Here is a 13337-nt window from a genome sequence, read left to right on the forward strand (position 1 = left end):
CCGGTCGAGGCCGGGACGCGAAGGGTGAGAAAACGAAAAAGCCCCGCGCGTTTCCGGCGGGGCTGTTTGAGATAACTCGCGGCTCAGGCGCGCGTGCTCATCCACCCCATCGGAGGGAGATACGGCGTCGCGAACGGGCAAGCATCGAGTTCATGGGCGGGCACGATACGGAAAATGCTCGCCGGCGCAAGTCAAAATCCCTTCGGCGTCTTGTCGAAATGCGGGTCGGTCATTTCGTAAGCATAAGACGCGGCGAGCACGCCGGCGTCGTCGAACATGCGGCCGACGACCTGCAAGCCGACCGGCAAGCCGTCGCGCGTGAAGCCGCAGGGCACCGACGCGGCGGGCTGCTGGGTCAGGTTGAACGGTACGGTGAAGGGCGTCCACGCCATCCAGGCATTGCCGTCATCGTCCAGCGGCGAGAGCTTGCCGACGTCGAAAGCGGCCGTCGCAAGCTGCGGCGTCAGGAGGAAATCGTAGGTCTCCATGAACCGGCGCATCGCGCTGCCATAGGCGCCGCGTGCCAGCGCGGCGTTCATGTAGTCCTTCTTGGAGATCGCCATCCCCTCCTCCGCCATGCGGCGCAGGCCGGGATCGAGCTTGGCCATCTGTTCCGGCGTGTAGTCGCCGAGCAGGCTGCCGGCGCCGGACCACCATAGGGTGCGGAAGGTCGGGCCCGGATCGCCGCCGGGCGGATCCACCTGCTCGACATGCGCGCCAAGCTGTTCGAAACGCTTCGCGGCGGCCGCCACCAGCGTCTCGATCTCCGGCAGGATGCGGGTGGCGAAGCCCATGCGCGGGCTGAAGGCGATGCGCTTGCCGGCGAGCGGGGATTCGATCTCGGCGGCGTAGTCGGTCGGGAAATACGGCAGAGAATACCAGTCGCGCGCATCGGGCCGCGCGATCACGTTCATCAGCATGGCGCTGTCGAGCACGGTGCGGCTCATCGGGCCGACATGGGCGAGCGTGCCGAACGGCGAGAGCGGATAGGCGGGGACGCGGCCGAAACTGGGTTTGAGGCCGTAGGTGTTGGTGAAGCTCGCCGGGATGCGGATCGAGCCGCCGCCATCGGTGCCGAGCGCGAGCGGACAGAACCGCGCGGCCAGCGCGGCGGACGAGCCGCCGGAAGAGCCCCCGGGCGTCTTGGCCTTGTTCCACGGATTGCGCGTGATGCCGGTGAGCGGGCTGTCGGTCGAACCCTTCCAGCCGAATTCCGGCGTGGTGGTCTTGCCGATCAGCACGGCGCCGGCTTCGCGCAGGCGTGCGACGGTCGGGGCATCGGTGTCGATATAGGCGGATGGCTCGACGGTGTAGGAACCGCGCCGGGTCGGCCAGCCCTTGGTGACCAGCAAGTCCTTCACGGCCACCGGAACACCGTCCAGCGGCGACAGCGGCTCGCCGGCCAGCCAGCGCGCTTCCGACGCTTCGGCCATGGTCTGGCTGGCATGCGGATCGGAAAAGCAGAAAGCGTTGATCTCGGCATCGAGCGCCTCGATGCGGGTGAGGCAGGCTTCCGTCACCTCGACCGGCGATAGTTCGCGCGACGCGAACAGCGCGGACATTTCCGAGGCGGTGAGTTCATGGGGTTCTTTGGACATGGTAACTCTCGGCGAGTAGCGAGTAGCGAGTAGCGAGTAGCGAGTAGCGAGTAGTTTAGCCCCCCATTCGCTATTCGCTACTCCCCATTCGCTCAATTCACCTTCGTCAACGCCGCCTCGCTCCCCTTCTCCAACAATCGCAGCTTCGAGCCCGCGTTGTCGAACACCGTGACGGAGCAGTTCTCCGGCGAGAAGACGACGACGCGGTCGTCCGCGACCGCTGAGCCCATCAGCACGTTGATCGCGACATAGTGCGAGAACACCACCGCGTCCTGCTTCAGTGCGGCGACCGCCGCCACGCAGGCCTCGCGCCATCGCGCCAGGTCCGGCGGCACGTCGCGCCAAGACCCGGCCATCAGCGCGCGCAGCCAGACGACGCGCTCTTCCAGGCTCATGCCTTTCGGCGAGGGAATCTCCGCGACGGCGGATTCGATGACGGGCGTCGCGTTCCAGACCTTCGCGAGCGGCGCTGCGGTCTCCCGGGTGCGTCGGAGGGGACTGGACAGTATGAGACACGGGCCGATGTCCTTCAGCCGGTCGGCGACGGCCTCGGCCTGACCGCGACCCAGATCGTCGAGGCCGGGGTCCATGTCCTCGCCGAAGCCGGCGGCGGCGCGGCCGTGGCGGACCATATAGATGCGTGGCATGGGCTGGATCCGTGATGTATGGCGGCCTTTCGTTTGTCATCCGGCGCCGGCGGCCGCCACCTCATTTTCTTGATTTCTCGACTTCGATTTCCTGGAATCTTCCTAAGCTATTGGGAATAAAAGAGAATATTGAAAAACCGGGAGGCCAGCCCGGTGGTTCGGCACCGCGGCTGTCGGTTCGAAGGGCCGGAAGGAGGTCAGGCCCCCGCCGGCTTGACGAGCTTGGGAAGGTCGTCGTCCTGCTTTTCGGTGGTCTCGAAGAAGGCCGAGGCCTTCTCGTTCAGCCATTGCAGAGCCCTTTCGGCCGCCACGCCCGCGAACACCCCCAGCGATGCCAGAGCCGGCGCGGAGAGGCTGTTCACCGCGTCGGTGGCGGAAGCGGCGCCTGGCTGAACCAGGAAGGCGGCCCCCGCCGAAACCACGAAGAACACCATGAACCCCGCCATCGCGCCCAGAACCGGGCGCACGCCATAGGATATCCAGGCGCCGACGACGTCGATGCTGATGGTCTTGTTGATCGCCTGCTGGAGCAGGGAAAACACGCAGGCACCGATGGAGCCCATCAACGCGGTGAAGAATGCGACGACGACGCCGGGCGGCAGGCGAAACAGGAACTCGAAGAACCACATCGACTGCATGTTGTTGTAGGACGTGGCTACCGAGCCGATGCTGTCGGTCGGCGTCGGGGCCTCGGACGCCTTGGCCGCCGTGGCCGGCGCCTGTGCGGCGGATTGGGAGCCTGGTGCCGTCGGTGCGGCGGAAACGTCGGACCGGTCGTCCAGGATGGTCGGATTGACGGCGATCACGACGGTGGTTCCGGTCACGCCGACCAGCGCGCGGTAGGCCGACGCGGCCGCCGCATAGTCCTGCTTGGCGGAGCGCGCGGCCGCGCCGGCGACGTAGAGCTCGCCCGCATATTGCTCGAACAGGGACATGTCCTTGAGCAGGGGCGCGAGCAGATTGTTGACGAGCGCGCCATGCGCCGTCTCTTCCTTGCTGGCATCCAAGGCCACGCCCTTCTGCGTGATGGGCGCCGCCAGGCTGAGAAGCCTGCGGCCGCAATTGAGGACCGCATCGCGGTCGTAGCTCCCGTCGCCGGTCTGGCAGGTCTTGCTGTTGAACGTGGTGTCGGGAATGGCGGCGGCCAGGAACGTCTCGTCGTCGACGAATTTCTCCTGCAGCGCCGTCCATTTGGCGAAGAGCAGATCGTAGCTGTTCTGCGCCGCGCGGGCCGTCTTCGCGAAGCCCTCCAGCGTCGTGCCCATAGGGGCGATCTGCTTCGCCCGCGTGATGACGATGTAGGTCGCCAGCTTCGTGTTGCTGCCCGTCGCGGCCCTGGCCGCAGATTGCAGTTCGAGCACCGAATAGAGCAGCATGAAGAAATAAGGTACGACCACGAGCCAGAGCAAAAACAGCGGAAGATATTCGCCGATCACTTTTGCGCGCGAATAGAGCGATTTCAGGAAATCCATGCCGCACCCCCGAGCTCGACATGCGAATACTATCTCCTCGGGGCAGGCTGTACAATAAATGTTCTTTCAGTCCTTTATGGCCCGCCACATCGCGAAAGCGAGGCCAATGCCTCGCAAATCGCCGGTCGTGGTGCCCAGCATGCGGTTCATCGCGTAGCCGATGCTCATCTTGGCATCCATGTCGATGATGGCGAGCGAGCCGCCATAGCCGCCCCAGAACATCGCGTTGGGGTTGGGCAGCGGCATCAACCCGCCGGGCAGCCCGAAGCCGAGGCCGAACTTCGCCGGCACGTTCATGATCAGGTCGGTGCCTTCGATCTGCGGCTCGAGCGCCTTGCGGGTGCCTTCCTGCGAGAGGAACCGTTTGCCCTGGGCGACGCCGTCATTGGCGAGGATGGCGTGGATCCGCGCGATGGAACGGGCGTTGCCGGTGCCGCCGGCGGCCGGGATTTCGGCACCGCGCCAGGCGCGCGTCCTGGTCTCCGCCACGTCGATGCCGGGATTGGTCGCCATGTTCGCCATGAGCTCGCTCATCGCCGGGCCGTCCGCCACGGCCTCGCCTTGCGGCGGCGCGAGCAGTTCGGCGACCCGATCGTCTTCCGAGGCCGGAAGGCCGATCCAGAAATCGGCGTCCAGCGGCTGGGCGATCTCCTCGCGGAAGACGGTGCCGACCGTCTTGCCGGTGATGCGGCGGATGACTTCGCCGACGAGATAGCCTTGCGTCAGCGCGTGATAGCCGGGCGCGGTGCCGGGCTCCCAGAAGGGCGCCTGGGCGGCAAGCAGCGCGGTCGCCTTCTCCCAATCGTAGATATCGGATTTGGAGACTTTCTCCTTCCAGCCCGAGAGGCCCGCGGAATGGCTCATCAGATGGCTGACCTTGATGTCGGCTTTGCCGTTGGCAGCGAATTCCGGCCAATAGCGCGCGACCGGCGCGTCGAAATCGAGGAGGCCGCGATCCGCCAGCAGCAGCGCGGTCAATGCCGTCATCGTCTTGGTCGTGGAATAGACGTTGACGATGGTGTCCTTCTCCCACGGCCGCGTCTTCGCCGGATCGGCATAGCCGCCCCAGAGATCGACCACGGTCTCGCCGTTCACGGTGGCCGAGAACGACGCGCCGATATCGGCGCCGCTGGCGATGTTCTCTTCGAACATCTTCTTGACCTCGGCGAACTTGTCGTGCGCGAAACCGTGGACTTCGGACATGGTGTTTCCTCGCTCTTCCCTGTCATCCGCCGCATGCGCGGCGGGATGGCTTTTCTTGTCGATGGCACGTCATGTGAATCTGAAAAGATTCGTCGGATTGCCCGCCGTCACCGTGCCGGGCTTGCCCAAGACTTCCTCGCGCATCATCCAGTCGAGCGTCGCGTCGTTGTCCGGCGTGTGGGCGAGGAAACGGCCGCCATCGGCGAGGCGGCCGACGACGATCCCGAAACGCTTGCCGCGGCGATCGAGGACGACCGTGTAAGTCTCGACGGTGGCCGGGCCCTCCGGCTTCTCGACGACGGCGGGATGCGCCATGGCATCGATGTCTTTCTGATAGGACTTCGGATCCTCGCGCCGCCATTTTCCGCGGGTCGGCTTCGTCGAATAGATGCCGGCGGAGTGCTTGGTCACGTACCAGCCATTGCCGGTAACGAGACCGAACTTGCCGGCGCTGCCCCGCAGCTTGTCGGCCATCTGCGCGATGGAATGCATGACGTAGTTATTGCCCGGACCGCCGAAATACGGAAGCCCGCCGGTGATGGTGAGGCCGCGCGGATCGTCCGTCGCGATGCCGAGCTCGAGGCAGCCGATCTCCACCGCGCTCGGGAAGCAGGAATACAGATCGATGAACGAGACGCCGCCGACGTCGAGGTCGGCCATGGCGAAAGCTTTCTTGCCGATGGTCCGGATCGCCGGCGAGGAATGGAAATTCACGCGCTCGGAGACGTTCCAGATGTCGGCGGCGTCGCCGCAGCCATGGAGGAAGACCCATTTGGATTCGGGGATGCCGAGTTCGCGCGCCTTGGCGACGGAGGTCATCACCACGGCGGCCGCCATGTCGACCTCGATCACGGCGTTGAGATACTTCGTGTAAGGAAAGCCCACGAAGCGGTTCTTTTCGGTCGGCGTCGAGATTTCCGCCGGCGAGCGGTAGGTGGGAAACCAGGAATGGGGATTCTCCGCCGCGACCTTGGTGAGGGGCGAGAAGAATTCGCCGAGCCATTTCAGATGCTCCGCCGGCGCGCGGCGCTTCATGCCGCGCAGGCCGTTCTCGAACAGGGGATAGACGTTGACCGGAAAGGCGAGGCCGTGGCGGCGCTCATAGTCCGTCGTGCCAGAGCGCATGTCGCCGATCTCTTCGGGGTCGGCGCCCGGATCGGCATCGGGGCCGTTCGCCCAGCCGAGATCGACGCCCTGCTTCATCGCGCCGAGCAGCGAGGCGATGTATTCCGCACCGGCCAGCAGCGCGACGTCGCATTCGCCGCCGGCTATCTCTTCCGCCGTGCGGTTGACCAGCCATTGCGGCGTGTTGCCTCCCGTCGCGGTGTAGAAGGCGCGGCGCGGCTTCGCGCCGATGCGGTTCGCAAGACTCAGCGGCGGATTGCGGAACATGCGCTTGGGCAGACGGCCCTGGTCGCCGGGCGAGTCGGCGGTGAAGCGGACGACGGAAACGGTGTCGACCGCGGAAGCGAGGTCGCGCGCGCCGGTATCGGCGAGCGCCTCCGCCGAGACCTTCGCGAGCATCTCGATCGGGCTGAGACTGGCGCGGATGTCGCCCTTGGCCGTGCGCTGGGTGAGCTGCGCGCCGCCGACGAGGATGGGCGTGCGCGGATCGATGTCTGTCATGCTTCGTGCCCGGTGTTGTCGAGCGCGATGACAGCACGGCAACGCATCAATTTCAAAGCAATGACCTTCCGTTGCGGAAGAAGACTCGCGCGGAGTCGCGGAGAGGCCGGTTACACTCTGCGGCTCCGCGGCTCCGCGTGAAAATACTTCGCCAGCCGCGCCAGCGCGTCGTCGATCACCGCGTGCTTCTTGCAGAAGGCGAAGCGCACCATGTGGTCGGGCTTGCCGTCGTCGAAGAAGACGCTGAGCGGGATCAGCGCCACGCCGGCTTCTTTCGCCAGCCGCTCGCAGAAGGCACGGTCGGGCTCGTTGGTGAGGTCGCGAATACCGGCTGTGAGGAAATAGGTGCCTTCGCAGGGCAGCACGTCGAAGCCCAATGTCGCGATGCCGGCGGCGAGCTTGTCGCGTTTGCCCTGAAGGTCCTTCGTCAGGTTCAAGGTGAAATCGATCTCGTTCTCGATGCCATGAGCGACGCCGAGCTGAAGCGCGGTCGGCGTGGTAAAGGTGATGAACTGGTGCGCCTTGGTCACGACCTCGACCAGCGGGCGGGGACCGGCGACCCAGCCGACCTTCCAGCCCGTCAGCGAGAACATCTTGCCGGCCGAACCGATGCGCACGCAGCGCTCGCCCATGCCGGGGAGCGCGATCAGCGGCGGAACGGTCTTGCCGTCGAAGACGAGATGCTCATAAACCTCGTCGCAGATCGCCACGGCTTCGGTGTCCTTCACCACGCGCGCCAGCGTTTCGAGTTCCTCGCGGTCGAAGACGCGGCCGACCGGGTTGAGCGGGGTGTTGATCAGGATGGCGCGGGTCCTGGGCCCGACGACGGCGCGCAGGTCCTGTTCGGTGAGGCGGAAGCGCGGCGGCGACAGCTTCACGCTTTTCACCGTGGCACCGACGGCCAGCGCGATGGGGCGATAGGAATCGTAGGACGGCTCGATCAGCACGATCTCGTCGCCCTGCCCCACCAGGCCCATGATCGAGGCGGTCAGCGCCTCGGTGGCGCCGGAGGTGATCAGCACCTGCGTCTCGGGATCGAAGTCCAGGCCGTGGAAGCGTTTGGCGTGGGCGGCGACGGCGCGGCGCAGCTCCACTCTGCCCTTCATCGGCGGATACTGGTTGGGGCCCTCGATCAGCGCGCGCGCCGCGGCCTCGCGGACGGCGAGCGGGCCGTCCTCGTCCGGGAAGCCCTGGCCGAGATTGATCGCGCCATGCTCGACCGCCAGCGCCGACATGTGGGTGAAGATGGTGGTGGGGAGGGACGAGAAGACCGGGTTGAAGCGCATGTCGGCAGGATGCACCAAAACGCGGCCTCCGTAGAACCCCTGATATGGGATTGGATTCAGGGTCCGTTGGCCGGCGCCCGACTAGTGACGCCTGAATTCTACATGGAAAATTTGAAATGTATTTGAGCGAGGAAGAGGCCAAGGAGCGCTGGTGCCCGTTCGCACGGGTGGAAGGCAGCAATCGGATGTTCAACACCCTCAGCGACGGCTTCAAAGACTCGCCCGCGCCCTATCACTGCATCGCCGGCGAGTGCTTGGCGTGGCGCGAAGTTCATGTGACCTATTTGAAGGTCGGCACCGGTAAGGCGATGGCCAATCACGGCTATTACGGCTTGGCCGAGCGCCCCGAATTCGGTTGATTTGGTCTGGCTGTTTTTCAGGCCAATTGCCTAATTTTCGGTCTTTCTTATTTGCGCCCATCGCCGGCGCGCCGCTAAGCCATTGATTTTACAGATGGGACGGCTTGGCACAGACCCTGCTTCTTCGTTAACGACGCGGTGTATCCAAGCCGCACGGGAGAGATAAATGAAGAAGATCGAAGCGATCATAAAGCCGTTCAAACTCGATGAAGTGAAGGAGGCGCTGCAGGAAGTCGGCGTCCAGGGCATCACGGTGACGGAAGCCAAGGGCTTCGGCCGCCAGAAGGGCCATACCGAACTGTACCGCGGCGCCGAATACGTCGTGGATTTCCTGCCCAAGGTGAAGATCGAAATCGTGGTCGACGAGGGCCGGGTCGAGGCCTCGGTCGAGGCGATCCAGAAGGCTGCGCGCACGGGCCGCATCGGCGACGGCAAGATATTCGTCCTCAATGTCGAGGAAGCCATCCGCATCCGCACCGGCGAGACCGGCGCGGACGCCATCTGAAGAGTCTCAAGAGTCTCGCGTTGGGTAAATTCAACTTCTTGAAGGGGAAGACGTACGACCATGGCAAATAGTCCGGCAAGCATTCTGGCGATGATCAAGGCCAAGGAGGTCAAGTTCGTCGACGTGCGGTTCACCGATCCGCGCGGCAAGTGGCAACACGTGACCTTCGACCTTTCCATGGTCGACGAGGACTTCCTGACGAACGGAACGATGTTCGACGGGTCGTCCATCGCCGGATGGAAGGCGATCAACGAGTCGGACATGACGCTGGTGCCCGACCTCGACACGGCGGTGATCGATCCGTTCTTCGCGCAGACCACGCTCGTCATCATCTGCGACGTGGTCGAGCCGACCACGGGCCAGCGCTATGGCCGCTGCCCGCGCTCGATCGCCAAGGCGGCGGAGAAATACGTCAACGCGTCGGGCGTCGGCGACACCACCTATTTCGGCCCGGAAGCGGAGTTCTTCATCTTCGACGACGTGCGTTTCGAAGTGGGCATGAACAAGGGCTATTATTATCTCGACGCCATGGAAGGCGCCTACAACACCGGCACGGAATACGAGCAGGGCAATCTCGGCCACCGTCCCGGCGTCAAGGGCGGCTATTTTCCGGTCCCGCCGGTGGATTCGGCCCAGGACATGCGCGGCGAGATGCTCGCCATCATGGGCGATATGGGCATCCAGCCGGAAAAGCACCATCACGAAGTCGCGACCGCGCAGCATGAGCTTGGCTTCAAGTTCAACACGCTGACCAAGTGCGGCGACTACATGCAGATCTATAAGTACGTGATCCACCAGGTCGCCGCCGCCTATGGCAAGTCGGCGACCTTCATGCCCAAGCCGATCTACGGCGACAACGGTTCGGGCATGCACGTGCACCAGTCGATCTGGAAGGGCGGCAAGCCGCTCTTCGCCGGCTCGGGCTATGCCGATCTGTCGGACACCTGCCTCTACTATATCGGCGGCATCATCAAGCATGCGAAAGCGATCAACGCCTTCACCAACCCGCTGACCAACTCCTACAAGCGCCTGATCCCGGGCTTCGAGGCGCCGGTGCTGCTCGCCTATTCGTCGCGCAACCGCTCGGCGTCGTGCCGCATCCCGTTCAGCGCCTCGCCGAACGGCAAGCGCGTCGAAGTTCGCTTCCCCGATCCGGGCGCCAATCCCTATCTCGCCTATGCATCGATGCTGATGGCGGGCCTGGACGGCATCGAAAACAAGATCCACCCGGGCGACCCGATGGACAAGGATCTCTACGCCCTGCCGCCCGAGGAACTGAAGCTGGTGCCGACGGTTTGCGGCAGCCTGCGCGAAGCGCTGGAGAATCTCGACAAGGACCGCGGCTTCCTCAAGAAGGGCGGCGTGTTCAGCGACGACTTCATCGACGCCTATATCGAGCTGAAGATGGGCGACGTCTACGCCTTCGAGCACACGCCGCATCCGGTCGAGTTCAAGATGTACTACTCGGTCTGAACGGACCGAAACCCGGAATGGAAAAAGGGCGCGCCGGTGGCGCGCCCTTTGTCTTTTCGACACGTTGCGGGTCTCGCTACGCGGCGACGACTTCGCCGTCCTGCTTGGCGTCGGGCTGGACCGCGGGGAGCACGACATAGGCGCAGCAGCCCTTGCCCGGCTCGCTCTCGAGCCAGGCGCGGCCGCCATGCAGCTCGGCGAGGCCGCGCACCAGCGCAAGACCGAGGCCCGTGCCGCCGGCCTGGCGGTCGTAGCGGTTGTCGACCTGGCTGAACGGCGTGAAGATCTTGTCGAGCTTCTCGCGCGGGATGCCGGGGCCGTTGTCCTGCACGGAGATCTGGAAGCCGCCGCAGCGCGCGAGCTCGGCGCGCACCGTGATGCGACCGCCTTCGGGCGTGAACTTGACCGCGTTGGAGCAGAGGTTGATCAGGATCTGCTTGAGGGCGCGCTCGTCGGCGTAGAGCGGCGGGGCTGCGGGATCGACCTCGATGGCGAGCGTCTGCTGGCGCTCGCGCGCCTTGGCGCCGATCAGCTTGAGTGCGATGTCGAAGGTGCGGCGCGCGTCCAAGGGATGCGGCGCGATCTCCATCTTGCCGGCCTCGATCTTGGCGACGTCGAGCAGGTCGTTGATCAGGCTGAGCAGATGCGCGCCGGACGAATGGATGTCGCCGGCATATTCCTTGTAGCGCTGCGAGCCGACGGGCCCGAAGCATTCCTGCGCGATGATCTCCGAAAAGCCGAGGATGGCGTTCAGCGGCGTGCGCAGTTCATGGCTCATATTGGCGAGGAAAGCGGTCTTGGAGGCATTCGCGGTCTCGGCCTCGAAGCGCTTGCGCAGGGCCTCGTCGCGGGTCTCCTCCAGCTCGCGCGCCAGATCCTCGACCTGGAAGCGCAGGCGGGCGTCCTCGTCGACGCGGCGCGCGAGGCGACGGCCGTCGAAGAAGAGCTGCGCCGCGAAGGCCGGGATGACCAGCGCGGTGCCGTAGTCGAGCATCGAATCGCCGAACGCGAAGCGCAGCGCCGCCACCGCCGAGATCGGCGCGAGGCAGGCGAGGAACATGTCCATGTGCGTGGCGCGGCTGACGATCAGCGTGGAGAGCATCGCGAGCGTGGCGCCGGCGAGGAAGATGTGGTTGAGCTGGCTCGCCGGGTCCCACAGGAGCCAGGGCACCAGGCCCCAAATCGTGCTGATGACGACCTGAAGCACGGTCATGCGCGCGAACCACGGGCGCACCGCCTCGTAGTCGGTCTGGCCGGCCGTCGTCATCTGGTAGAACGAGACGATGTTGGAGGCGAGGAACATCGTGATCGACACGATGATGGGCAGGAGGATCGCCTGTTCGAACGGGCGGCTGCCGAGATAGCCGAAGCCGTCGGAGCCGAGCCAGGCCAGCGCCAGCGCCCAGAGCGGCGAGGTGAAGCGCGTCGTGCGCATTGCGCCGGCGACAAGATCGAGCTGCGCGTTCAGGACGCGCACATCGGCGCTGCGTCTGACCCTCAGCTGCTGTCCGAAACCCACTGGGCCACCCCTGCCTTATGCCCCGACATGCGAGGCAGCGAAGATCGTACGCATGGGTTCTTAAAATTCTCTGAGACGCATAAAGGTTAGCCGCTCGCGACGGCGCGACCGCGCTCGTCTTCGATCGCTAACGGAAAGTAAACGAAAACCATCGTGCCGCGGCCGAGCGCGCTCTCGATCCAGCAGCGCCCGCCATGCAGGGCCGCGAGCCCTTTCACCAGGGCGAGGCCGAGGCCTGTGCCGCCGGCCTGCCGCCCATAGCGATTGTCGATCTGGTTGAACGGCTTGAAGAGGCTTTCGAGCTTCTCCGGCGGAATGCCCGGGCCGCTATCTTCCACCTTGAGCAGTGTTCCGCCCTCCGCCGCGCGGCGGAACGCGACCGTGATACGGCCGCGCTCGGGCGTGAACTTGACGGCATTGGAGAGCAGATTGAGCACGATCTGCTTGAAGGCGCGCTCGTCGGCGAGGACGTGCGGCAGCCCGCTATCGACGTCGTAGCCGATCGTCTGGCCGCGCGCGGCAGCACGCGGCGCCATCAGGCGCTTGATCTCCGAGAAGACCCGCGCGGCTTCGAGCGGCTGCGGATCGATCTCCATCTTGCCCGCCTCGATCTTGGCGACGTCGAGCAGGTCGTTGATCAGACAGAGCAGATGCGTGCCGGACGCGTTGATATCGGCGGCGTAGTCGGAATAGCGCGCCATCTCTCCCGGTCCGAGCGCCTGGCGCGCGATGATGTCGGAGAAGCCGAGGATGGCGTTCAGCGGCGTGCGCAGTTCGTGGCTCATATTGGCGAGAAAGACGGTCTTTGCCGCGTTCGCGGTCTCCGCCTCGAAACGCTTGCGTTCGGCCTCGTTGTTGCTCTCGCGCAGGGCCAGAGTGAGGTCTTCCTTCGCGAAGCTCGTCCGGAAGGCCGCGTCGACGCGGACGCGCCCGCTGATGCCCAGCATCACGATATAGGTCGCCCAGATCGGCAGGAGCTGGGCCAGCACATAGGAGACGGAATCCGCCGCGGTCAGGGCGCGGACCCAGAACGCTACGACCATCGGCAAGACACCTGCGAGGAAGATCGGCGTGTGCGACATGCGCGTGAAGAGGACGTTCCACACCACCGTCACCATGATGAGCGCGACATAGAGGTGATTGACCGGCGAGACGGGGTCCCAGAACAGCCAGATCGTCGCGCCCCAGGCGGAGCTGACGGCGAATTGCAGCACGATAAGCTGCTGTTCGAGACGGCTTGAATCGGCGATCGCGCCGCGATTGCGACTATACAGACCGAACGCCCACAATGCCCCGACGATCTGAAGAGCCAAGGCAAAGACCAGATGGCTCCAGGGCAGACGGCCGAAGAGCGCCTGGGATTCGAGAAAGGGAATAAAGGCAACCGCCGTGCCGATCGGATTGAGACCGGTCGACAGCGGCAGCGCGGCCAGTATCGTGCGCAGGCGCGCCTGCGTAAAGCGCGCTCCCTTCAGACCGAATGCGGAGTCCATGTGCATATCATCGTGCCCGCGCGGCGATGATCTTCCGCGCGGCTTGCATTCACTGTAGGGAATGCAGCGTTAAAAAATGCTCAGCGGATACAGTACTTTCCTGGGAACTTAAGCTGGTATCATAAGCTCCCTCGCGAATCGCGAAGTTCCACAACC

At 64.8% G+C, this 13337-nt stretch carries 11 protein-coding genes; 3 read left to right on the forward strand and 8 right to left on the reverse strand.

What is annotated here, in order from left to right:
- Positions 1-191: 191 nt before the first annotated feature.
- From WDN01_08405 to WDN01_08430, 6 genes are all read right to left on the reverse strand, one after another.
- Positions 192-1598, reverse strand: coding sequence for an amidase (locus WDN01_08405; protein ID MEJ0026032.1), 1407 nt, complete (start codon positions 1596-1598; stop codon positions 192-194).
- Positions 1599-1690: 92 nt separating this feature from the next.
- Entirely contained in the window at positions 1691-2245 is a 555-nt protein-coding gene (locus WDN01_08410) for a histidine phosphatase family protein (GenBank protein ID MEJ0026033.1), read from the reverse strand.
- Between the two features lie 197 nt (positions 2246-2442).
- Positions 2443-3717 (reverse strand): hypothetical protein, encoded by a 1275-nt coding sequence (locus WDN01_08415; GenBank protein MEJ0026034.1) that lies wholly within the window; start codon positions 3715-3717, stop codon positions 2443-2445.
- 66 nt (positions 3718-3783) lie between these two features.
- Positions 3784-4920, reverse strand: coding sequence for a serine hydrolase domain-containing protein (locus WDN01_08420; GenBank protein MEJ0026035.1), 1137 nt, complete (start codon positions 4918-4920; stop codon positions 3784-3786).
- Between the two features lie 69 nt (positions 4921-4989).
- Positions 4990-6546, reverse strand: a complete 1557-nt coding sequence (locus WDN01_08425; GenBank protein MEJ0026036.1) for an acetyl-CoA acetyltransferase — start codon at positions 6544-6546, stop codon at positions 4990-4992.
- Positions 6547-6656: 110 nt separating this feature from the next.
- Positions 6657-7847 (reverse strand): aminotransferase, encoded by a 1191-nt coding sequence (locus WDN01_08430; GenBank protein MEJ0026037.1) that lies wholly within the window; start codon positions 7845-7847, stop codon positions 6657-6659.
- Positions 7848-7948: 101 nt separating this feature from the next.
- On the opposite strand from WDN01_08430, the gene WDN01_08435 reads away from it, so the two are divergent.
- From WDN01_08435 to glnA, 3 genes are all read left to right on the forward strand, one after another.
- Positions 7949-8191, forward strand: a complete 243-nt coding sequence (locus tag WDN01_08435) for a hypothetical protein (GenBank protein MEJ0026038.1) — start codon at positions 7949-7951, stop codon at positions 8189-8191.
- A gap of 166 nt (positions 8192-8357) precedes the next feature.
- Positions 8358-8696, forward strand: coding sequence for a P-II family nitrogen regulator (locus tag WDN01_08440; GenBank protein ID MEJ0026039.1), 339 nt, complete (start codon positions 8358-8360; stop codon positions 8694-8696).
- A 60-nt stretch (positions 8697-8756) separates the two neighbouring features.
- Complete coding sequence (glnA, locus tag WDN01_08445) at positions 8757-10169, forward strand: type I glutamate--ammonia ligase (GenBank protein MEJ0026040.1); 1413 nt, start codon at positions 8757-8759, stop codon at positions 10167-10169.
- 76 nt (positions 10170-10245) lie between these two features.
- Here the strand turns inward: glnA and WDN01_08450 are convergent, their stop codons facing one another.
- A complete protein-coding gene (locus WDN01_08450; GenBank protein MEJ0026041.1) occupies positions 10246-11688 on the reverse strand; it encodes a HAMP domain-containing sensor histidine kinase in 1443 nt (480 codons plus the stop codon).
- A gap of 86 nt (positions 11689-11774) precedes the next feature.
- On the reverse strand, positions 11775-13181 hold the full coding sequence (locus WDN01_08455; protein ID MEJ0026042.1) for an ATP-binding protein: 1407 nt from the start codon (positions 13179-13181) through the stop codon (positions 11775-11777).
- Positions 13182-13337 lie beyond the last annotated feature (156 nt).

The organism is Rhizomicrobium sp. (genome assembly GCA_037200985.1).
GTDB lineage: Bacteria > Pseudomonadota > Alphaproteobacteria > Micropepsales > Micropepsaceae > Rhizomicrobium.

Coding starts and splice junctions, on each gene's coding strand:
- WDN01_08440 (MEJ0026039.1), top strand. CDS start 8,358: ATGAAGAAGATCGAAGCGATCATAAAGCCGTTCAAACTCGATGAAGTG.
- WDN01_08425 (MEJ0026036.1), bottom strand. CDS start 6,546: ATGACAGACATCGATCCGCGCACGCCCATCCTCGTCGGCGGCGCGCAG.
- WDN01_08420 (MEJ0026035.1), bottom strand. CDS start 4,920: ATGTCCGAAGTCCACGGTTTCGCGCACGACAAGTTCGCCGAGGTCAAG.
- glnA (MEJ0026040.1), top strand. CDS start 8,757: ATGGCAAATAGTCCGGCAAGCATTCTGGCGATGATCAAGGCCAAGGAG.
- WDN01_08410 (MEJ0026033.1), bottom strand. CDS start 2,245: ATGCCACGCATCTATATGGTCCGCCACGGCCGCGCCGCCGCCGGCTTC.
- WDN01_08405 (MEJ0026032.1), bottom strand. CDS start 1,598: ATGTCCAAAGAACCCCATGAACTCACCGCCTCGGAAATGTCCGCGCTG.
- WDN01_08455 (MEJ0026042.1), bottom strand. CDS start 13,181: ATGGACTCCGCATTCGGTCTGAAGGGAGCGCGCTTTACGCAGGCGCGC.
- WDN01_08415 (MEJ0026034.1), bottom strand. CDS start 3,717: ATGGATTTCCTGAAATCGCTCTATTCGCGCGCAAAAGTGATCGGCGAA.
- WDN01_08435 (MEJ0026038.1), top strand. CDS start 7,949: ATGTATTTGAGCGAGGAAGAGGCCAAGGAGCGCTGGTGCCCGTTCGCA.